Raw genomic sequence first — 22,358 nt, 5'->3', positions numbered from 1 at the left:
CTCCATTACAAAACTTAACCATATCTTAATCCCCAGCTTACTTTGAAACGGGTGTTCGGTTGTAAAATTGACGCTTGAATCAATGCAAAGGATGGGATCAATTCAGCTAGTAGTTTTTGACCTGGCCGGCACCACCGTTCAGGACAATCAGGATGTACAAAAGGTGCTCAGAAAAACGTTGCAGCGCCAGGGTGTTTCAATTACCATGGCGGAGGCCGCAAGGGTGATGGGCATTCCAAAGCCGGTGGCATTGCGACAACTTCTTGAGTACCACTTGCCTGAGAGCATCAAAGTAACTGATGACATGATTGATGAGCTCCACGAAGCCTTCGTCTCGGATATGGTTAGCTTTTATGAAGAAGATCCGTCGGTGCGGGAGATGGCCGGAGCCTCTGATGTATTTAAAGCGCTGAAGGAATCAGGTATCAGTGTGTACGTTGACACGGGGTTTGACCGGAAAACGACAAATGCGTTGATTGAACGACTTGGATGGTTGAAAAAGGAACTGTTGGATGGCAGCGTGACCAGCGATGAGGTGGAGAGCGGCCGACCCTATCCTGATATGATTTTCAAGGCCATGAAGCTAAGCAAGGTGACAGAAGCTTCTTTCGTAGCAAAAGTGGGAGACACCGCATCCGACCTGGGTGAGGGCACCGCTGCGGGCTGCGGGCTGGTAATTGGAGTGACAACCGGCGCCTACAGCAGAGAGGATTTGGAGAAGGAGCCACACACGCATATCGCTGACAGTCTACCTGAAGCTTTACAAATAATTCTTGAAAAATGAGTGCCCAACAAATAGCGAAAGAGATTTTTGATTTGTACCGGACTTACGGAGACGAAGACTATATAGGAGAACCTGTTTCCCAGGTTGAGCACATGGTACAAGCTGCTTTGCTGGCAGAAAAGGCCGGCTACGATGAAGAAGTCATTCTCGCTGCATTTTTTCACGACATCGGACATATATGCGAAATGGATGGTCAGATCGAAAAAATGGGGCTTTACGGTGTCAAAAGCCACGAAGAGATTGGGTCGAAGTTCCTCAGAGGAAAAGGCTTTTCCCGAAAAATCTGCCAGCTGGTAGAAAACCACGTGGCGGCCAAGCGGTACCTCACTTTCGCTGATGAGTCTTACTACAACAAACTTTCTGAGGCCAGCAAAAAAACACTTGAGTACCAGGGCGGTCGAATGACCGCCGATGAGGCTGCTGCCTTTAAGAGTGATCCACTATTCGAGCCAAGCATAGCGCTCCGCCACTGGGACGAAGAGGCTAAACTCGAAAACCAGCCTATGCCTCCGTTGAGCCATTTCGAGGAAATGGCGGTTCGGCACCTCCTGAAAACTTAACATTGGAAATGACAATGGTGTGTTAAATTAATGTTAACTTAGTTAACGCTTATTTAACACCCAATGAAAATACTGGCAACAGTATTTATTGTAGTATTTTCCTGCTTACACTCTTTTGCAGACCAGAAATGGTCTCAGGGGGTTGTTGTATTAACGTCAGGAGAAGTGAAGGTGGGACTGCTCCAGTACCACCCGAGGTGGGATGCTGTGTCATTCAAGGGAGAAGAGAAGGCGGGTGCAGTTGAGACTTTCCCCGCTAACAAGCTATCTCAATTCAGTTTTTTTGATGACCATATTGAGGTATGGAGAAAGTTCTACACTTATATCGCCAATAAAAGGGGATTTAATCAGCCGGTTTTCTACGAAGTTGTCATCAAGGGCGACTATGGCTTACTGAGGAAAGAGAAATCCATTGAGCCTGTTTATGATGATATAGCATCATCTGCCAGTTCAATCAACGATCGAATGCTAAAGGAGCAGGTAGCAGGCTTTGACTTCTTTTTCTGTCACAACAATAACATAGTGCCTCTTGGTAGTTTCAAAAAATACATGAAAGGGCATGGTCTGTTTGAAGATTTGGACAATTTTGCAGATACACACCGACTAAGCTGGAGGGACAGCTACGACATAGTAATGATGATTAACTTCCTAAATTGCTCTTCAGGAAGCACCGGATGTCAGGAAGGCCTTGAACTGACTCGGTTGGCCTCATCTAACTGAAAGAACGGCAACACCATCCCTGCTCTCATATTTCCTTCTGAAATAGACCATACAAATTCCCATCAGTACGGTTCCCGAAATGGAGACTACATAAATCGACTGTGTGAAAAACTCAAGCCAGCTCAAATTGGCAAAGCCGAAGTTCTTGTAGAACAGAATAACCACGCTGCCCAGGTAACCGAACGAATCGGCCAGGTAAATAAGAAACCCGACATTTCCAGTCACCTTAAAAGCTGCGATGAGCCTGTCAAAAAGGATGCTGTTGAAAGGGACATAGCCAAGGTAAAGGCCGAACCCTACCAAAATCATCCAAAGAGGAGGGGAAATCAGATGGTTTTGGAAAAGCAGCGTGCTGATGCCACTAACCGCAAAACCACCGATGATGATCAGGTAGTTCGCATTTAAAGCCTTATAGTTTTGCTTGATCCCCATCATAAGACCAAGTAGCACAAGCACAGCTATGGAGACTGGAATTTCTGTTAGCGTAAAAATTTCTGCGTTGTCGCCATAGCCAAGCACCTGCCATATTTCAGCAGAAAAGTTATCTCTGAAGTCACGGAAAGCTGTGAGCAGGATGTAAACCAGTGTGAGTAGAAACATACCGCCGCCAAAGTGTACTAAAAACTGGCGCCGCTGACTCTTACTCATGGGCTCCCGTTTGGTTCTCATTGCCACATCCTCGGGACTTGGCTCGGGAATTCGATCAAGCAGCCAGACAAATCCGAGCAAAGGGATAAGAAACAGACTTCCGGTAACAAAAGGCATCCAGTCTTCACTCACGCCCCAGCTAAGCATTACCACCTTGCCGACAGTTTTTACAAAACCGGAAGAGAAGATAAAGCTTACCGAAAGACCCGCACCGAGCACCTCGGTAGTTTGCCTGCCCTCAAGAAAGCTGAAGACCAGGCCCCACACCATGCCTAGTGGCAGGCCGTTGAGAAAAAGAAAGAGGATGCCCCATGGGGCAGGAGCCAGAGCAAAGCCAAGGAGAGCCAGTGCAGCGGAAACGATCAAAAGAAGAATGAAAATGGATCTTCGGTTATTTTTCATCTCCGAGATTACCCGTATGCCTATGAACTTCGATAGTGTATAACCAATCACTTGTGCGGTAATCAATAGTATTTTATAGTCAATCCCCCAGAAGGCTTCATCTTCGAAGGTGGCTACCGCAAAGGGCTTTCGGAAAGCATACATGCAGGAGTATGTGCAGAACGCCGCCAATATACAGAAGACAGAAAATGCAATCTTATTGGTCGACTGGAGCCAGGTCGTCACTTTGGCTTCAAGATGCTTGTTGGTGGAGGAGGTCATTGGCTACAGGGTGTTTGTAAGCTCCTCTGCAAGACCAAACGACAATGTCATTCCGGCTCCACTCAGCCCGTTAACTATGGTGGTGTGGTCGCTCACCGTGGCAACGAATTCAGTTTTGCCCGCCAGTTTTGGGTAAATCCCGTGCCACCTTTCGTTAATAGCCATATTGGGTGCTTCAAAGAATGTGCTCAGGTAAGACATGATAAGCTCGTTGATTTCTTCCCTGTCGAAAGGAGAAAGGGATAAACCGTATTCGTGGGAGTCGCCCAGCACCAGCTCCCCGTTTCCGTTTTGAGACACCAACACATGGATGCCCCACTTGATCAGGTCGGGCAGATCCGTTTGAGCTCTGGCTTGCAAAGCAGGGAGGCTCTTGCAATCTTTGAAAGCACCGTAATGCAGAAGAGTGAGCCCGGCACACAGCGAAGGTCCTATTTTCCAGGCATGAGGTTGAAAGCCTGTGCGCATCATTTGCAGTTTGCATTTGGTGATGCCGCTTTGCTGGAAGGTTTCCGGAAAGAGCGTTTCAAAGTCGGCGCCGCTGCATACAAATATTTGCTCAGCCCGCCAGGTAATTTCAGCCGTCGCAACCCGGTCTTTTTCTATCTGTGTCACGGCGGTGCCGAACACCATTTCAATTCCGTATTTCTTCTCAAGGTAGCCGGGCAATTTGCTGATTGCTTCTCTTGGGTCAACTGTGCACTCAGTGGAACTGAGCAACCCGCCTTTTAGCCCCGCAGTCTTAGTCCCCGGGCTTAGCTGCTTTGCTTTGTCAGCGGCAACTACCTCTATCTGGAAACCTTCGTTGGAATTTGTGCTGTAAAATTCGTTGATGACATCCCATTCGTCCTGATGATGGGCCAGCTGGAGGGAGCCATTTTGATGGAGCCATATCCCTGCTTCCCCGGCTACTTCCAGCCAGGTGCTTCGGCTTCGCAAAGCCCGGTCGAGCAGTTGTCCGCTCGGCTGACCAATTGGCCAGATCAGACCGAAGTTTCTGATGCTGGCTCCCTGGGCCTGTTGCGACCGTTCAATAACGACAACTTTCTTCCCTTTTTTGGCTGAGTGAAAGGCCATCGCCAGGCCTACAATGCCAGCGCCCACCACAATTACGTCCGCACTTTTCTCCTTCATTCTCTGAGTTCGTTAGAACTTCTAAAATGAAAGTCAGCAGTGAAGACATGATGAAGCTGCCTTTATCTGTTTATTACGAAGTGCCCTATGATGTTAGCTCATCATTAAAGAAAAAGTAGACCACCAGCATTGTGCATGGCAAGTCTGAGGGATTGGATGGAGCATGTGGAGTCTTCCCGTTGAAGTAAAGACTATTGCCTTCTTCCAGCACCACAGCCTCATTCCCAATATGATAAAGAGCAGACCCACTGATCATGTATTTAAATTCAAAAGCATCGGTAGTGATCATTTCTCTTTCGGCCCCAGGCTCCAGGGTGAGTAGGACGGTCTCGACCGTGATAGCGGGGATGGTGCGTGTTAGAATATGGTGGTACTTGAAGCCCTTGGTGCCTTCTTTTTCAAATTCATTGTACTCATCTTTTTTGAGCAGTAGGTAAGGCTTTTCCTGCATTCTGTAGATGTCGTGAAAGAATGTGCCCACTTCTTCCTTAAGGGCATGAACTATTGAGATAAGGACAGGCAGCGATGGGATGGTACGTCCGTTTTCAATCCTCGATAGCAAACCCTTGCTCACATGGGCTTCGGCCGCTACCTCGTAAAGCTTCAGTGCTTTTGATAGGCGGGTCTGCTTCAGCTTGCGTCCGAGCCGCCCAATAATGTTATCTGTCATGATTCAAGCGGTTGAAGGGTCAAAAAAACATGCACCGTTTTTAAAAGCAATAAATCGGTGGGGGATGAAGGAAAGATAACGATGAGGTTAACATTTGATAACCAGCAAGAATTGCACTTTGTGCTGCATTTCTGAAATTTAGTCCAACAATTCCACTCCCCGATCTATTCAGCCAGCAATTTTGCTATTTGTTTACTATGTGTAAACTACTTGGTAATAGATGCTAATATTTAACAATGAATTAAATATTAGTTTAATATAGGTAAATATCGCCCACCTACCTTTGAAGGATCGAAAAAGGCAATTCGATTGCCTGAGGCCGATAAAAAAAGTAAGCCGGAAATGCGCCAACATTCCCGGCCAATAACCTCTTCCTAACGTCCGCAAAGACTTTCCCGAAAGGGAAGGGAGTTGAGGCATTGTGCTAAAACGAAAATCGTCTTAACCATTTAAAACTATGAAAAAACCATTACCAGAAAAAAGACCTAATCAAAAAGCTTTAGGGAGCGCTTTTCTTTCCCTGCTTTTGTTGATGGCTTTTTCTTTCAATGCACTGGCACAGTCACGTACTGTAAGCGGTGTTGTGAAAGATGAAGCTGGAGAGCCGCTTATTGGGCTCACCGTATTAGAAAAGGGTACCTCCAACGGAACCATTACAGGGGTAACTGGCGACTATCGCCTCGACCTGATTACTCAGGAGCCAACCTTAGTTTTTTCATTTGTAGGTTACACCTCACAAGAAGTTGCCATTGGCAGCCGGTCGGTGATCGACGTAGCCATGCAACTCGATGTAAAAAGCTTGTCAGAGGTTGTTGTAACCGCACTTGGCGTCGAAAGAGAGACCAAGGCGCTTGGCTACTCGGTGCAGCAGGTAAACGGCGAGGACATTACCGAAGCTCGTGAGACTAACGTGGTTAATTCTCTCTCAGGCAAAGTAGCCGGTGTGCAGGTGTCTAACGCTGCTGCTGGTGTGGGTGGTTCCGCCAGGATCACTATCCGTGGCGAGTCTTCTTTGAATATCAATGCCAACCAGCCTTTGTTCGTGGTCGATGGTATTCCAATCTCCAACCAGGTGAATGGCGCTTCAGGTTCAGGTAACCTCGAAGTCGATTATGGTAATGCAGCCGGCGAAATCAACCCCGACGACATTGCTTCAATGACCGTATTGAAAGGGCCTGCAGCAGCGGCGCTTTATGGCTCTAGAGCCGCTAACGGAGCTATCCTGATCACTACTAAATCAGGTAAAAGCCAAAAAGGAATCGGAATAGCGGTTAACAGCAATTTAACTTTCGAAAACCCGCTTGTAATGCCCGACTGGCAAGACAAATATGGCCAGGGTAACAACGGTCAGTTTTCATTTGTTGATGGAGCTGGTGCGGGCATTGCCGACGGTGTGGATGAGAGCTGGGGTCCCGAATTGAATGGCCAGCTTATTCCTCAGTTCGATTCCCCAAGAAATGTTCCCGGCTTTCGTGGTGGTGATCTCAATGCTCCTGCGGGAAGCACTATTACACCCACTGCCTGGTCACCACATCCTGACAACATCAATGATTTCTTCGAAACTGGTGTAACTCGTACAAACAATATTGAATTCAGTACTTCCAATGACTGGGGCAATGTTCGTTTGTCGTACACCAATCTGGATCAGAAGGGTATGGTGCCTAATACCGACCTGACAAGAAACTCTGTATCGCTAAAAGGCGGACTGAACCTGACAGACAAACTTTCCATCAATTCCACAATTAACTATATCAAAAGCCAGAGCGACAACAGACCAGCGATCAGCTACGGAACTGAAAGCTTAATGTACCTGTGGATTTGGTATGGTCGTGGAATTGATACCAAAAACCTCGCTAACTACTGGATGCCAGGGCTTGAGGGAATTCAGCAGTTCAACTACAACTACAACTACCACGATAACCCTTATTTCACGACTTACGAGAACACCAACGGACAGGACAAGGACAGGATTTTTGGCAACCTCTCTGCTACCTATAAGTTTACGAAGGAGTTGAGCCTGTTGGTACGTACCGGTAACGACCTGTATAACGACCTGAGAGATCGCCGCAGGGCATTCTCTACTCAGAGATTCCCATTGGGGATGTACAGAGAAGATGCGGTGTATTTTCAGGAAAGAAATACTGACTTCCTTTTGTCTTACAACAAAAATGTGAATGACGACTGGGCCTTTACCGTGTCAGTGGGTGGTAACCAAATGCGTCAGAACAACAGGTTTCAGTCAACAGTGGCACCTCAGCTACTGATCCCTGGCATCTACAACTTCTCTAACTCCGCCGTGCAGCTTCAGGTAAGTCAAAGCAGGTCGGAGAAGAGAATCAACAGCCTCTACGGCTACGGTCAGGTGGCCTTCAAAAACATGATCTTCCTGGACGTTACCGGCCGTAACGACTGGTCCAGTACGCTGCCTGTTGACAACAACAGCTATTTCTATCCTTCAGTAACATTGAGTGGGGTAGTAAGTGATATGTTCACTATGCCCAATTTCCTTTCTTTTGCCAAAGTAAGAGCGGCTTATGCTGAGGTGGGTAACGACACCGACCCATATAGCCTTTCTAATGTATATGGCTCTGGAACTGCCTGGGGATCGGTGCAAACCAAGTCAGAATCTTCTGTGCTGAGAAATGCTGAGCTGAAGCCTGAAAGGACTTCGTCTTACGAAGTGGGTGTTGACTTACGGTTCTTTGAAGGACGCTTAGGAGTCGATTTCACTCATTACGACAACAAAACGAGAGACCAGATTATCCCGATTACTTTGGACATTGCCACTGGGTATTCCAGCAGGATTATCAACGCCGGTGAAATCCAAAATTACGGACAGGAATTGATGTTGATGGGAACACCTATTAAGAAGGATAATGGCTTCAAATGGGACGTAAGTGTAAACTTTACCAGCAACCGCAGCAAAGTGATCAAGCTGGCTGAGGGTATCGAGGCTTATACTTTAACAGAGAGAAATGGTGCTTATATCCAGGCTCGTGAAGGAGAAAGAATGGGCAACATTTACGGTGTTGGCTTTGCCAGGGTAGAAGACAAAAACAGCCCCTATTATGGCCAGATCATCCACTCGGCTGAAGGTACTCCTTTGAGAGATCCGGAATTGAAGCTACAAGGCAATTACAACCCAGACTTTATGGTGGGTATCAACAACAATTTCTCTTACAAAGGCATTTACGCTGGCTTCCTGTTCGATATCCGTCGGGGTGGCATTGTGGTGTCAAGAACCAAAACAATTGGTAGTACTTCAGGCCAGCTGGAGGAAACACTGTACGGACGTGCCAATGGTTATGACCTTTCTTTGGAAGGCAACGGCATTGTTAGCCCGGGTGTGATTGATACTGGAGATGGAAACTACATCCCTAATAAGATCAAAATACCAAGCCGTGACTGGCATAACCGTTACTACGAGCGTAACAACGTTGAAGCTGCCAAGTACGATGCGTCTTTTGTGAAGCTTCGTGAAGTGAGAGTGGGATACAGCTTCCCTAACACTATGATGGGTCGTCTTCCTTTCAGAGATGTTCGCTTCTCTGTGGTAGGCAGAAACCTGATGCTTTGGACTGAAAACCCTCACTTCGACCCGGAAACACTTTCCATGTCAGGTGGTACACTTCAGCCAGGTGTTGAAAACATGGCTTATCCTTCGGCCAGAAGCTTTGGCTTTAACCTGAGCTTCAAACTTTAAGATGGTTCATCTTTTAAAACTTCAAAGGAAAACAGAAATGAAAATCAATAGCAATTCTATAAAATCAATAGCACTGCTGACAGGTCTTTTTGTGGCTACATCATGCGACAAGGACTTCCAGGAGGTGAACACCAACCCGAATGACCCTGAGTCAGTGCCAACAGCACTCCTTCTGCCTACCATCATCAGAAACCCGGTGAACGAAGTAGCCGGACTGGCGTGGGGATATGGTAACGTGGTGATGCAGTATTCGGCAAAAATTCAGTTCACCAGCGAGGACAGATATCTGTGGGGTCCCGAAGGTGACCCTTACAACAGCTTCTATAATGCCATGCGTGATGTGAATAACATCATCATTCTGTCAGAAGAAGCCGGGCAGCCGCAATACATTGGCATCGCCAAAATCATGAGATCATGGATGTATTCTTTCATGACAGATGCTTACGGCGATATTCCTTATTTTGAAGCAACAAGCGCAAAAGAAGGTACCAACCTTCCAGTATTTGATACACAGGAGTCTGTTTATCAGGGAGTGCTGGCTGAGCTGGCGGAAGCCAATACCATTCTGGCCAGTGCTACTGGTTCGGTAAGTGGCGACATCCTTTTTGGTGGTGACTTGATGAAGTGGAGAAAATTTGCCAATTCACTGCGCCTCAGAATCTACATGCGTTTGTCTGATAGAACGGATCCATCGTCAGGCATGCAGGCTATCCTTAGTAACCTTGATGCCAACCCGATTCTTGAAGGCAACGACGACAACGTAGCGTTGGAGTACCTGTCAGATGCGCCTAATCAGCAGCCGCAGTATACCAATCGTTCAGGCTCTTTTGATGAGTACAGACTAAGTGTTAACATGGAGACCATTCTGAAAGACTTGAATGATCCAAGATTATTTGTGTATGCTCAGCCTACCAACGACTCAGGTGCAGGTGTTGTGGGCAGCCATGCTGACTATGCAGGCGTGCCTAACGGCTTAGCTGATGCCCAGGCTTTGGCCTATTCACCAAGTGGTGACCCTGAAAAAGTTGGTTCCAATTTTATTTCAAGAATTGGTTTAATGTTCGCATGTCGGGCCTGTAACCCTGACAGAGCATCGCCAACGGCCGCTGAAGCGATACTAATGAGCTATTCTGAGCTTCAGTTCATTTTAGCGGAAGCCAGGGAACGGGGCTTTATCTCAACAGGTACTGCTGAAACCTACTACCTCAACGGCATAAATGCCTCTTTTGACTACTACCTCGAGAGGCTTGCAGTAGGTAGCTATCCTGAAATTATTGACGTGGCTTCACCTGATGCGGCTTATTTCGCTCAGGCTGAAGTTGCTTACACTGGCACGACAGCTGAAAAATTGCAGAAGATTGGCACGCAAAAATGGGTCGCTCTTTTCTTCAATGGCATGGAGGCCTGGTTTGACTGGAGAAGGACAGGCATACCAACAATTACACCTGGCCCTGGTGCTGTGCAGCCAACTGTACCGGTTCGCTTTATGTACCCAGGCGACGCCCAGGCACTGAATGCCGACAATTACAAGGCCGCTGTTGCCCGCCAGGGCGTTGATGCAATTACCACCCGTGTTTGGTGGGATGTAAACTAAATAAGAAGTAATTTTTGCCTCAAACCTATCTGGAAGTCAGGGGGACGTTTGTCCCCCTCAACTTTTGGAGCAACCCGATTGACAATGAAAAACACCTTACTTCTTATTGCCGGTTTAGCGGCTTCCCTGGGCACTTTTGCTCAAAAGAAAGACCTGAAAACAGAGAATGTCTTCATTATTACCTTTGATGGCCTTCGCTGGCAGGAGCTCTATGGAGGAGCCGACGCAGAACTGATTGGCGATAAAGACTATGTGGAGAATGTAGAAGGTCTGAAGAAAGAATTTTGGGCAGAAGATGCGAAGACACGAAGAGAAAAGTTATTCCCTTTTTTCTGGTCTGAGATTGCCACAAAGGGGCAGATGTATGGCAACCGCAATGAGGGAAGCAAAGTAAACTGCGCTAATGGCATGTGGTTCTCTTATCCCGGCTACAACGAAATTTTATCCGGATTTGCTGATGACAATAGGATTAGCAGCAACGACAAGATTCCCAACCCTAACAAAACTGTGCTGGAGTTCGTCAACAACCAGCCTCAATACAAGGGCAAAGTTGCTGGCTTCGGATCATGGGATGTTTTTCCCTACATCATCAATGCTGAGAGAAGCGGTATTCCAGTGAATGCAGGATTTATGAAAGCAACCGGAAGCACCCTGACAGACAGAGAAAAGTTTTTGAACCAACTACAGGACGAAATCCCCGGCCCCTGGGGAGGAGTGAGGCTTGACGCCTTTACCCATCATTTTATGATGGAATATGTAAAAAAGAACAACCCAAGACTTGTGTACATCAGCTATGGTGAGACTGACGACTGGGCCCATGATGGCGAGTATGATGAATATCTACATTCAGCCCGCCGCACCGACCAGTTTATTAAAGAGCTTTGGCAGTACATCCAATCCAGCCCCAAATACACAGACAAAACCACCCTGCTGATCACAACCGATCACGGAAGAGGCACAGTGCCGAAAGACACATGGAGAAGTCATGGTAGCCAGGTCGAAGGTGGCGGAGAAATTTGGATGATGGCGATTGGTCCGGATACGCCAGCATTGGGCGAGGTGAAGCAGGATGGGCAGCTGTACCAGAATCAGGTAGCAGCCACTGCAGCTACCTTACTGGGGCTTAAATATGTTAATACTCCTGAGCCAGGAGCAGTTGTTGGCTCAATGATCACTAAGTGATGGATTTCAAAAGGGTAATTGTGCTCCTGTTGCTGGTTATTGCCTGGCTGTGCCGGGAGATGATTGCAAAAGCTATGATACCTTCATGAACCCGATGCCCCGGCTATGAAATATAACTACAAAACCCCGGTTTCATTTTGAACACAATAAAGTGTCAATTGTAGAACAGATTGAGCATTATTGTGCCGGGGAGCACCTTGCAAAGGTCGCATGCATGTAGCTTAGCTCTGGTTATACGGGTCAAGCCTGTCAGGCAAGGTCATCTTTTACCGCCCTGCAGTCTCCCTACGATCAAATGCACTGCCAGGCAAACTGGGCTATCCCCTTCAAAAATATACCTGCTGGTAAGTATTGCTTTTTGAGTTACTTATGGCGAATTTTCGTCAATTTCAGTCACGCCGTTTCGTCAGCTGTTGTTCATTTTTTGTTGCACTATTTTTTTGCAAAACAGACGGGACAGGAGGATCATTTGACTTTCTTTTGGATAAACGTATGGCTAAAGTGTTTCGCAGTTTTGTGGGATTCGTCATGCTACAGTGCGCTACCACTGATTATTTGAGCGCTCAGGAGGTAGTAATCACCAAAATTCAGCTAAAAGATCATGAGGCGATTATCAGCTATGATTTGAAGGACGACATTCTTGAAAGAAGATATGCACTTTTTCTTTACTCCTCTCATGATAACTTCATTCAGCCGCTGGAAAAGGTGTCGGGTGATGTTGGGGTGAACCTGTCGGTCGGCGGCAACAAAAAGATTGTCTGGAGGCCAAAGGAGGAGTTTGGTGATGACTTTATCGGAAACCTTTCATTTGAGTTAAAGGGAAGTGTATATGTGCCATTCATTTTTCTCGATGGGTTTGAAGATTACAAGGAGCTGAAGAGAGGAAAGCCTTACGACCTAGTATGGTCTGGGGGGCGGGGCGATAACGTGCTCAACTTTGAGTTGTACAAAGGAGAAAACAAAATAGCGGTTTTCGAAGAGCGTCCTAACGTAGGCAATACCAAGCTGACGTTGCCCGTAAAAGTGAAGCCCGGCAAAGACTACCGCCTGAAGATCAGCGACAAGCGAAACCGGGACGAGGTGGTTTTCACCAGTGAATTCACCGTAAGGAGGAAGATTCCGCTGGCCCTTAAGCTTGGCGCATTTTTCACGGTTGGCGTAGCCACAGGGCTGTTAATTAACCAGCTGACTCAGGAAGATCCCATTATCCCTGCCCCTGGTCTCCCCACCCGCTAGCGCCATGAAGAAGACAGCATTATGCCTTATTAGCTTCGCTCTTGGCCATGCTTTGGCGGCCCAAAATGCCCTGTACAAGTGGGCGAGTGGAGATTCGCAACCCTCCAGGGGGTCAGTGGTACAAACAACCGGAATTGGCGCCCGGGAAAACGGCACCTCGTGGGTCGATGAGGAGGGTAACCTTTGGATTTTCGGTGGCTACGGGTACGATAAAAATGGAGACGAAGGTTACTTCAACGACATGTGGCGGTATTCTATCAGGGACAAAGAGTGGACCTGGATGCATGGCGCCAACTATGCGGGCGCTATTGCTGACTACGAAGCTGATCTTTCGCTTCGTTTTGATGGTCTGGACGATGTAGTTGAAATGGTTGGGTTCAAGGATTACCATATGGACTTTACCTGGGAAATATGGATAAAAACAGAAGCGGAAGAAGGCACGGTGCTGGAATATGCGGAATCGACTAAAACGGGAGAATGTTGCTCTGGGGTAGGTAATATTTCACTTGCGATCAACGACGGATATGCAAAGGCTTTTACTGAGGTCGTTAGCGACACCTACGCCCAGTCGTTCACAAGGATTAACGATGGGCAATGGCATCATCTTGCGCTTACCTTTAAGGCCAACCAGTCGGGCAATCAGGAGCTGGTTACGCTTTTCGTTGATGGAACAGAAGAAGCGTCCTTTCTGAAGAATTTTGACCAGGTGATTCCACATGGTGTCGGCAGTGCCTATGTTACCAAGCTGGGCAACGGTTTCAATGGCCCGCTTAATGCCGCTTTTGATAATTTCAGGGTGTGGAAGTCGGCGAGAACATCAGAGGAAATACGCATCAACCTTGTGGAGAGGTTATCAGGTAGCGAAGATGATCTGATTGTTTACTACGCATTTGATCAGGGGATTGCCAACGGCGACAACCAGACTGAAGTCGACGTATTTGACCAGACACCCAATGGGAACAATGGTACGCTCGACGAGTTCATCAAGTATCCCAATCTCGACGGTGAGGTCACCTTTTCGAAAATATGGAGTATCGCTAAGTCAGCCGCTGCTATAGAGGCCGAGATGGCCACGGCGGATCCGGGAGACCCAGGCCTCTTAATGTACTACGACTTCCGACACGGCAGCGCCGGGGGAGACAATACCTTCCATACATCTGTTAATGATCATTCAAGCAATGGCAACCACGGTACGCTGAACAATTTCGATTTGATAGGTGACGCATCCAATTATCTGGAAGACGCAATTTCTCCCTTTTTTACAAATAACCTTTCCATCATTTATTCTGACGATTTTGAGTTGGGAGGTGGGGACTGGACGCCCGACGGACCCTCCGACGGATTTGAGTGGGGAGTGCCGACCTATGGCATTCCCGCCGATTATGACAATTCCTGGGTGACCGATCTTGATGGTGATGCCACCGAGCTTAGCGGCACTTTCTATCTCACCTCTCAGCTATTCGACTTTAGCACGACTGCTTATGCCTATATCTCTTTTGACCTGTATCTTGAACTGTGGGGGCACGACGACGTATTGTGGCTGGAGGGAAGCCTGGATGGCACTAACTGGGAGAGGATTGGCAACTCGGAGACAGGGGTTAATTGGTACGACGGCGTTAGTGGCCTGTTTGGTGAGGAAGGGTGGCATTATAGCAATGGTTGGAGAACCGCCTATCATGAGCTCAGTAGATATAACTATGAGTCCCAGGTCTACTTCCGATTTGTTTTTTTAACGGACGGATGTTGCGCAGAAGAACTTGCAGGGATTGCCATTGACAATATTTCTGTTTTTACCAACAGCGAATATATACTATCCTTTGATGGTATTGACGACTATGTCTCCGTTCCCAACGTCAACCAGTATAACTCAGACTTCACGTGGGAAACCTGGGTAAAAACCGATGATGACGCTACTATTTTCTCGTACTCCAACCCTACATATTCCGAACCAGCAGAGGCCGGCGCTATTGCGCTTTACATCCTCGACGGCCAGTTGATTTTTGAACAGCATTCAAACGCAGCTGTCGGAGCGTACTCTCTGCGACTTGATGATGATTTTTGGCACCACGTTGCCGTGACGGTTGCTCATGATGCAGACGGATCCCTCGACCAAATAAGCTTATACGTTGATGGCGAGCTGGCTGGCAGCGACCTGGTAGAGTTGCAGGCGATACCAGTATCTGGCATGGCCACCCATATCGGGCAAAGTAATTTTGACTTCCCTCTTGTTTCAGGAGGGCTTGGTGTCGGCGACTATTCTAACTGGATTGACGATACGGTGCTGCCCAAATCAAGTATCGGGGGGCGGGCTCAGGCCCTTGGACTTACCAACTCAGATGGCGATTTCTTTATGTTTGGGGGCTACGGCCTCAATGAATTTGCCACAGCCGGGCAGCTCAATGCGATTCATCAATATGACAGAGAGAACAACAGGTGGATTTTGGTGGCCGGTTTGGAGAGTATTGACGAGCCTGGTGTGTATGGAGTTATGGGAGTGGCAAATGTCAGCAACTACCCCGGAGGCCGCTCTTACCCAAGCGGGTGGATAGACTCAGACGACAATATCTGGATTTTTGGAGGGTATGGCTACGATGCTTATGGCACACTTGGACACCTGAATGATCTTTGGAAGTACAATTCACAGACCGGGAATTGGACGTGGATGGGAGGGGAAGATTACAAGGGTGTCGGCGGCACCTATGGTACCCTGGGTGAGGGCAGCACCAGCAATATGCCTGGTTCAAGAGCCAACGCAGTTACCTGGACTGATAGCAATGGAGACTTTTGGTTGTTTGGGGGGTATTCTGAAGATTATGACCAGTACTTCAATGACCTTTGGAGGTACAATATTGAGTCGGGCGAATGGACCTGGGTAGCGGGCAACGACTTTCTCGGCGAAGATCCGGTGTACGGCACGCTCGGTGAGCCCTCAGATGAATCCCTTCCCGGAGGACGAAGTGGTGCTGCCGCATGGTATGGCGACGACGGTAAGCTATGGCTTTTTGGTGGCCATGGCAAAGACAACTACAATTTCCGCTGGTGGATGAACGACCTTTGGAGCTTTAATCCCACGACGGGACAGTGGGCCTGGGAGGGGGGGCCTACTTACGGTGGCAACTCAGGCATCTATGGGTCACTCGGTGAAGCCAACATCGACAACAATCCGGGATCAAGAAGAGACGCCGCCGTATTCAAGTCGTCCGACGGAAGCTTCTGGCTGTTTGGCGGCTCCGAACTCGGCTATTACAACGATCTGTTCCAGCTCAACCCCTCATCGCTGGAATGGACCTGGTGGGGTGGCAATGACAAGCCGATAAAAGAAAAAAGTGGCGACTACGGCGTGCCTGGGAATGGCCATGTGCCAACTCCTGGTGGTAGAATGGGCGCTATCGAATGGGTTGACAACGACGGGGACTTATGGCTGCTGGGTGGTACAAACGACCCGAATGAAAAGCTTGGCGGTACGGATGACCCCTACAAAAAAATAAATGGTTTTTTCAATGATCTGTGGACTTACGACCAGTCCACCCAAAGCTGGAAATACCTGGGAGGCAGCCTGCTGCTCGACAAAACCTCGGGTAACTATGGGGCCAAGGGCATCAGCAGCTCATCCAATATACCCCCGCCACGACTCAATGCATCCTCATGGTATGGTAGCGATGGAAATCTCTGGTTCTTTGGGGGTAAATCGCCGTCATCAGCACGGAACGACCTCTGGAAATATGATCCGGACGAAAACACATATACCTGGATAGGCGGCAGTAGTGTGGAGGGACAGCGGGGTGTTTATGGCACTAAAGGTGTTGAGGGCACATCTTCGCCGGGCGCCCGGTATGGAGCGGCCTCCTGGGTCGACAACGAAGGGATGTTTTGGCTATTCGGCGGAGCGGAGCGGGGCAACTGGTGGGATAAAACGTTCAATGACCTGTGGAGGTACAATCCTGCCACCAATAAATGGACGTGGTTTTCAGGCTTCAAAAGCTCGGAGCTACCGGGAATTTTCGGCCAAAAGGGCGTTCCTGCAGGCAAAAATGCCATTGGCTCTAAAGCATACGCAAAGGCATGGATGGATAGCGCTGGCAATATTTGGGTGTTTGGAGGCTTTGGGTGGGATATAGCAGGCAATATCGGAGCCATGAACGATCTATGGATGTATAATATTGAATCAGGCGTTTGGACGTGGGTGAGTGGAAGTGAGGGGGTGTATGATTATGGATATTACGGAACCCCTGGAGTGGCCGACCCGGCAAATGTGCCACCTGCAAGGTATGATTTCGAAGCATGGACAGACGATGCGGGAGATTTCTGGCTTTTTGGTGGCACCGACGGCTTTAATCCCTACAACGATCTCTGGAAGTACGACCTGCAAGTGGGCGGATGGGCGTGGATGGGCGGCGCCGACTTTACCGGAGCGCCTGATGAGTACGGCAGCAAGGGAGAGCCGGATCAGCTAAACGTGATTGGTGCCAGACACGGGCATAACGCTTTTAAAGGCGTGGACAAAAATTTATGGGTTTATGGAGGAAAAACACTGGAAGGGTTCAAAAACGACCTTTGGGAAATAAGTTTTGTGCCAGGCACGCCAAGAGTAGACGATGCCACAGCGATTGAACAAAGCGGATTTGATGTTGCGTATGAGGAGGCGTGGGCGCTCACGTTTGACGTCGAAATATCAGAAAGCGAGGATTTTCTTCCATTGAAGGCTTCGTTCAGCGAATCGGCAAGGATACTCAAAGTATCGGCACTTGAAGCAGGCACCAGGTACTTTTTTAGGGTAAAAGCATATAGCGACAACGGAGAATCGGACTATTCTGCAACAAAGCAGGTACTTACATTACCGGTGACGCCGATCTTTCCGGATCAGGCGGAAGATAAGTTGAGCAACATATCTCAATCGGCTTTTACAGCCCACTGGATAGCGCCGCCGGGAATTTTTGAGGGTTACTACCTCGACGTTTCCACGGAAGGCAGCTTCGAGAGCGAGGAAGCTTTCGTGCCTGGACATAATGCCCAACTGGTTGACGCAGAGGCGACATCGATTGAGGTTGGCGGGCTCTCATCCGGCACCGAGTATTTTCTTCGCCTGCGGACTTTCAATGAGTCGGGTCAGTCTCCATCTTCGGAGGTAATTCGGATAGTAACCACTCCCGATACGCCGGGTTTGGCCGATAACAAGGGTATCTCGGAGCTATTGCAGACGTCGGCCAGCATCGGGTGGGAGCCTGTCCAGGGAATCTTCGATGGATTCATTTTTGATGTTTCTACTGACGGAAGCTTTGCCAGCGAAGAAGCATTTCTCGAAGGATATCATAACAAATTGTTGTCAAAAACCACTGCGGTGGAGTCACTCGCCGGGCTTCAGCCTGGCAGCCGGTACTATGCAAGGGTTTTTGCCTACAATGAGTCGGGAAGCTCGAACCCTACCGAGACAATCACCATATTGACATTGCCGGCGACACCAATTTTCACGGGCAGCGATTTCCTAACCGATATTTCGCAGACCTCGGCCCGGCTCAAGTGGTCGGTAGTACCGGAAGTATTGAACGGATACCACCTTGAGGTTTCGACTGACTTTAATTTTACTAACTCTGCATTTGCTCTGGCCGGTTACGGATCGGGCGGTGTGTTGAAAAGTATTCATAAGGATACAGTGTTCCATCAGCTAACCATTTTGGAGGCCGGCAAGACTTATTTTGCCAGGGTGCGGGCGTACAACTCATCAGGAAATTCACCCTATTCAAACGTAATCACCATTCGCTCGATACCCAGGGCACCAGTACTCAATGCGGTCAGCAACATTACTCAGGTGTCGGCTATTTTAAGCTGGTCGGTGCCCGATGAAGCAACTTCCTACCTGGTCGACCTCAACACAAATCAGGAGTTCGAAAGCTCCGGAAGTGTTTTAAAAGACTTCCCCTCCGCCGTCCCTTTTTACTCGCTTGAAAAACTGCTTCCCGGCCAGGATTACTATGTAAAAGTGCAGTCGGTGAATACCAGCGGCAGAAGCGGACAAGGTTCAACGCCGGACTTCGGAGTTACTTCGTTCATCACTATTCCCAATGCGCCCCAGCTGCGCCCCGCAGCAAATATTGGGCAGTCGGTAGCAACCTTGTCGTGGCCGCCGGTGAAAGGCGCACAAGGGTACGAAGTAGACGTGTCAAACAATGGATTTCAAACGCTGGTGTCGGAATTCAACGGACTACCTGTAGCAGATACAATGCTGGTTCTTTCAGGGCTTGAAGCAGGCAGGGTATTTCAGGCTAGGGTGAGGTCGGCCAACGGGTCGGGCAAGTCACCCGTGTCGAATATTCAAAACGTGCTGATGGTACCTCCAACTCCGATTGCAAGAGATGCTTCGTCTATTACTCCCACGTCGTTCCGGGCCAACTGGGATCCAGTGACTGGTGCTACAGGTTATCTGCTGGAGGTATCCGGCGATGGCTTCGCAACCTTCGTGTTCCAACAAAGTTTGCTGAATGCTAACCCGGTCGATATTATAGGTTTAAGCCAAGCAAATGTGCTTACTTACCGGGTGAGTTCGTCCAATGAGTCCGGTGTTTCTCCGTATTCCAATGTAGTAACTGTTTCTCTTAGCCCGCCCCCATTGCCGGTGGCTATCAATAGCCTATCGTTTAGCGCTACGTATAAAAAGGGCCAGCAGCAATCTTTGGTAAAGGTGGCTGCCACGGGAGGTAGTGGCGAGCTCACGTCGAGGCTGACATACAGGGGCATCGCACAAAATCAGTGGTCCGAGGCGCAGAGCATGTTGCGTGACTCAAATGACGACTTTGTATTTGCCATTACTGCCGAACTACTTGATGCACTGGGACTGGAATTTGAAATAGAGGTTTCGGACGGGTCTACAAGCATATTCAGGCGGGAAAACTTTATTTTTTGGGAGTTTGACGACACACAAAGCGATACGATCCCTTTCTCTGTTTTTGGAGGCAAAAAGTCGGACTGGCAGATGTTCTCGATTCCTTACGTGCTGAAAGATAATTTTATAGAAACCATATTCAACGAAACTGGCCCGTTGCGATACAAAGTAGACTGGCGGATTTTGCACTACGAAAGCGACGGAAAGGGCAGTGGGAAGTACTTGGACAAAGGCGAGGGTATCAACAAAATAGAGCTGGGAAAAGGCTACTGGTTCAATGCGGTAAAGCCGATTAAGATCAATATCGGTTCGGGACAGGTGAATGCGGAAATTCCATTCCAAATCAGTCTTACCAAAGGTTGGAATCAGATTGGCAACCCATTCAACGTACCCATTTCCTGGGACGAAACAATAGCGTCCAACAATTTGTCGGGGACGGTAGAAACACTCAAAGTGTTCGACAACACCAGTTTGACCTTTATCGATGGCGATTTGGTGGCACCATTCTCTGGCGGCTTTGTGTGGGCGGAGGAAAACTCGGTGGCTCAGGTCTCGCCGTTCACCAGCCCTCCTGGCGGTCGGCAGTTGGCTCAGAAAGAGATCAAAACAGCCAATCTGAACATCGACGGCCCCGATTGGGCTATACCGTTCAGCCTGCAGGGTGGTTTGTATTCTATCGGTGGTTTTGGGATGCACCCAGATGCTTCCCATGGAAAGGATGCGCTTGACAAAATGCTGCTGCCCCGATTTGTTTTCTACAATGAGCTATACACGAGGCATGAAGACTACTTTTATGCCTGGTTTGCCACGGATATAGCCACTACCGCTCAGGCACACGTTTGGGAGTTCAATTTCAGGTCTAACACCAACTCTCGGGTGGCGGATCTCACCTGGGACAACACTGGCATTCAAAGCCGGACTGCCTCGCTTTATCTTCTCGATAGGTCGTCAGGCAGCCTGATCGACATGAAAAAGCACAGCGGTTTTACGGCGAAACTAACTGACGGGGCTGCCAGTTTCGAAGTCTACTATCAGGCCGATGGCAGCCTACCTGCATTCAACCAACTGATTCTAGGAACAGCCTACCCAAATCCGGCAACCTACCGCACCACCATTCCCGTTTTGCTGCCGACAGGCCCGCAGCGGGATATGCATATCGACGTTTTCGATTTGAACGGCAGTCGTGTGAAAAGAGTGGTGGAAGGTTCCTTTGGCCCGGGCTTTTATGAATTTGACTGGGAGATTGCCCGACAGGATATTCCACAAGGTTTATACATTTATCAACTAGTGATTGAAAATAGTGATATGGCGCCACTTCAAAAGAAACTATTACTCCGATGAAAGCATCTACACAATTTATTTGCCTCCTGCTAGTGTTTCTTGCCAGCCCGCAGGTGCATGGGCAAGTGGTAGCCACCCGCACCAATCAGGTTCATTTTGATGTTACCAAATCATCGAGCCCAACTACGCTACCCCGAATAGTCTGGGAGCTTCCACGTCTTGAGTACACAAACAGTCAGGAAAACAGGGTCGATGTAAAGGCCACGGTAGTTAGCTCCGAGCCTTTAAAGTCGGTGAGACTGGCCCTGAAGAGCTCAAACGATGGGGAGCCGTCGGCGACAAAAAACGTTGAGCTTGAGAGCCCGCTTATGACCACCGTTCAGCAAAATCTCTACCTACCCGACGGACAAAGCTATATCGAAATTATAGCCGAAACAGAACATGGAGGTGTTGTATCCGATTTCCGGTCGGTGGTGGTAGGGATGAATGCGTTGAAGGATGCAGTGGCCATCGACCGAAAGGACTATGCCCTCTTTTTTGCTACCGACCAATACGACAACTGGGGGGATCTGGTGAATCCAATCTACGATTCAAAGGCCATTGGTAAAGAACTGGAGGAGCGATATGGATTTGAAGTGAGGATTGTGGAAAATATTGATCAAAACGACGTTTTCACCATCTTGAGGGAGTATGCACTTCGCAATTACAAGCCACAGGATCAGCTGTTTATTTTTTTTGCCGGGCATGGTCAGTATGACGAAACTTTCGGGGAGGGCTATGTCGTAGCACGAAATTCAATAGCCAACGATCCGGGAAAAAACACCTACATCTCGCACAACCGGCTAAGGAATAATATTGATAATATTAAATGCGATCATATATTCCTCGTGATGGACGTCTGTTTTGGTGGGACATTTGACCCGGTACTTGCGAGCTCCCGCAGCGTATATTCAGAAATAGACAACGTTGAGTTTATGGTTAAGAAGCTGGCAGTGCGCACCAGAAAGTACCTTACCAGCGGCGGCAAGGAATATGTTTCGGACGGCATTGCAGGGAAGCACTCTCCCTTTGCCTCACGTTTTTTGGAAGCACTAAAGACCAATGGAGGCGAAGACAGGCTCCTTACCCTGACAGAGCTTAATTCTTTTATGGAGCGACTGCAAACCACTCCACGATTTGGCGCTTTCGGCTCTGACCAGGAGGCCAGCGACTTCTTGTTCATTGCTAAATAAGGTCAATCCAGAGCGTTTACGCCAATGTTTAAGACCTAAGTTTTTAGGCAACTTTTGACAGTATGAGACATATT

The 22,358-nt window shown here is 48.4% G+C and carries 12 protein-coding genes; 9 read left to right on the top strand and 3 right to left on the bottom strand.

Going from position 1 to position 22,358, the window contains the following annotated elements; translation table 11 throughout:
* Positions 1–82 precede the first annotated feature (82 nt).
* The 3 genes from ACMVP2_RS07235 (at position 83) to ACMVP2_RS07225 (ending at position 2,064) form a co-directional block, all read left to right on the top strand.
* The gene (locus ACMVP2_RS07235) at positions 83–784 is read left to right on the top strand and encodes an HAD hydrolase-like protein (RefSeq protein WP_416867215.1); all 702 of its coding nucleotides are present in this window, start codon (positions 83–85) and stop codon (positions 782–784) included.
* Positions 781–1,344: a phosphonate degradation HD-domain oxygenase gene (locus tag ACMVP2_RS07230; protein ID WP_416867214.1), complete on the top strand. Its 564-nt coding sequence runs from the start codon at positions 781–783 to the stop codon at positions 1,342–1,344. The genes ACMVP2_RS07235 and ACMVP2_RS07230 overlap by 4 nt, the downstream gene beginning before the upstream one ends.
* Before the next feature lie 63 nt (positions 1,345–1,407).
* Positions 1,408–2,064: a hypothetical protein gene (locus ACMVP2_RS07225; RefSeq protein WP_416867213.1), complete on the top strand. Its 657-nt coding sequence runs from the start codon at positions 1,408–1,410 to the stop codon at positions 2,062–2,064.
* Here ACMVP2_RS07225 and ACMVP2_RS07220 read toward each other — a convergent pair.
* The 3 genes from ACMVP2_RS07220 to ACMVP2_RS07210 all read right to left on the bottom strand — a co-directional run bounded on the left by ACMVP2_RS07220 (position 2,053) and on the right by ACMVP2_RS07210 (position 5,179).
* Positions 2,053–3,375 carry a DUF5690 family protein gene (locus tag ACMVP2_RS07220; protein ID WP_416867212.1) on the bottom strand — a complete coding sequence of 441 codons (1,323 nt, stop codon included), beginning with the start codon at positions 3,373–3,375 and terminating at the stop codon, positions 2,053–2,055. The two genes, ACMVP2_RS07225 and ACMVP2_RS07220, sit on opposite strands and share 12 nt — an antisense overlap.
* A 3-nt stretch (positions 3,376–3,378) precedes the next feature.
* Positions 3,379–4,509: a TIGR03364 family FAD-dependent oxidoreductase gene (locus ACMVP2_RS07215; protein ID WP_416867211.1), complete on the bottom strand. Its 1,131-nt coding sequence runs from the start codon at positions 4,507–4,509 to the stop codon at positions 3,379–3,381.
* Between the two features lie 85 nt (positions 4,510–4,594).
* A complete protein-coding gene (locus ACMVP2_RS07210) occupies positions 4,595–5,179 on the bottom strand; it encodes a helix-turn-helix domain-containing protein (RefSeq protein ID WP_416867210.1) in 585 nt (194 codons plus the stop codon).
* Between the two features lie 457 nt (positions 5,180–5,636).
* On the opposite strand from ACMVP2_RS07210, the gene ACMVP2_RS07205 reads away from it, so the two are divergent.
* The 6 genes from ACMVP2_RS07205 to ACMVP2_RS07180 all read left to right on the top strand — a co-directional run bounded on the left by ACMVP2_RS07205 (position 5,637) and on the right by ACMVP2_RS07180 (position 22,284).
* A complete protein-coding gene (locus ACMVP2_RS07205) occupies positions 5,637–8,882 on the top strand; it encodes a SusC/RagA family TonB-linked outer membrane protein (protein WP_416867209.1) in 3,246 nt (1,081 codons plus the stop codon).
* 37 nt (positions 8,883–8,919) lie between these two features.
* Complete coding sequence (locus ACMVP2_RS07200) at positions 8,920–10,476, top strand: SusD/RagB family nutrient-binding outer membrane lipoprotein (protein ID WP_416867208.1); 1,557 nt, start codon at positions 8,920–8,922, stop codon at positions 10,474–10,476.
* Between the two features lie 84 nt (positions 10,477–10,560).
* Positions 10,561–11,658 (top strand): alkaline phosphatase family protein, encoded by a 1,098-nt coding sequence (locus tag ACMVP2_RS07195; RefSeq protein ID WP_416867207.1) that lies wholly within the window; start codon positions 10,561–10,563, stop codon positions 11,656–11,658.
* 492 nt (positions 11,659–12,150) lie between these two features.
* Entirely contained in the window at positions 12,151–12,894 is a 744-nt protein-coding gene (locus ACMVP2_RS07190; protein ID WP_339792197.1) for a hypothetical protein, read from the top strand.
* 4 nt (positions 12,895–12,898) lie between these two features.
* Positions 12,899–21,112 carry a fibronectin type III domain-containing protein gene (locus tag ACMVP2_RS07185; protein WP_416867206.1) on the top strand — a complete coding sequence of 2,738 codons (8,214 nt, stop codon included), beginning with the start codon at positions 12,899–12,901 and terminating at the stop codon, positions 21,110–21,112.
* Entirely contained in the window at positions 21,109–22,284 is a 1,176-nt protein-coding gene (locus ACMVP2_RS07180; protein WP_416867205.1) for a caspase family protein, read from the top strand. Before ACMVP2_RS07185 ends, ACMVP2_RS07180 begins: the two co-directional genes overlap by 4 nt.
* The last annotated feature ends 74 nt before the right edge of the window (positions 22,285–22,358 follow it).

Origin of the sequence: Imperialibacter sp. (assembly GCF_048007035.1) — a bacterium.
Taxonomy (GTDB): domain Bacteria; phylum Bacteroidota; class Bacteroidia; order Cytophagales; family Cyclobacteriaceae; genus Imperialibacter.
The sequence above is the reverse complement of the archived record's forward strand: the minus strand, read 5'-3'. Positions and strand labels throughout refer to the sequence as shown.

What these genes read in the sequence shown, in the direction of transcription:
- ACMVP2_RS07225 (WP_416867213.1), top strand. Translation starts at nt 1,408, where the DNA reads ATGAAAATACTGGCAACAGTATTTATTGTAGTATTTTCCTGCTTACAC.
- ACMVP2_RS07210 (WP_416867210.1), bottom strand. Translation starts at nt 5,179, where the DNA reads ATGACAGATAACATTATTGGGCGGCTCGGACGCAAGCTGAAGCAGACC.
- ACMVP2_RS07190 (WP_339792197.1), top strand. Translation starts at nt 12,151, where the DNA reads ATGGCTAAAGTGTTTCGCAGTTTTGTGGGATTCGTCATGCTACAGTGC.
- ACMVP2_RS07200 (WP_416867208.1), top strand. Translation starts at nt 8,920, where the DNA reads ATGAAAATCAATAGCAATTCTATAAAATCAATAGCACTGCTGACAGGT.
- ACMVP2_RS07195 (WP_416867207.1), top strand. Translation starts at nt 10,561, where the DNA reads ATGAAAAACACCTTACTTCTTATTGCCGGTTTAGCGGCTTCCCTGGGC.
- ACMVP2_RS07180 (WP_416867205.1), top strand. Translation starts at nt 21,109, where the DNA reads ATGAAAGCATCTACACAATTTATTTGCCTCCTGCTAGTGTTTCTTGCC.
- ACMVP2_RS07205 (WP_416867209.1), top strand. Translation starts at nt 5,637, where the DNA reads ATGAAAAAACCATTACCAGAAAAAAGACCTAATCAAAAAGCTTTAGGG.
- ACMVP2_RS07215 (WP_416867211.1), bottom strand. Translation starts at nt 4,509, where the DNA reads ATGAAGGAGAAAAGTGCGGACGTAATTGTGGTGGGCGCTGGCATTGTA.
- ACMVP2_RS07235 (WP_416867215.1), top strand. Translation starts at nt 83, where the DNA reads ATGCAAAGGATGGGATCAATTCAGCTAGTAGTTTTTGACCTGGCCGGC.
- ACMVP2_RS07230 (WP_416867214.1), top strand. Translation starts at nt 781, where the DNA reads ATGAGTGCCCAACAAATAGCGAAAGAGATTTTTGATTTGTACCGGACT.
- ACMVP2_RS07220 (WP_416867212.1), bottom strand. Translation starts at nt 3,375, where the DNA reads ATGACCTCCTCCACCAACAAGCATCTTGAAGCCAAAGTGACGACCTGG.
- ACMVP2_RS07185 (WP_416867206.1), top strand. Translation starts at nt 12,899, where the DNA reads ATGAAGAAGACAGCATTATGCCTTATTAGCTTCGCTCTTGGCCATGCT.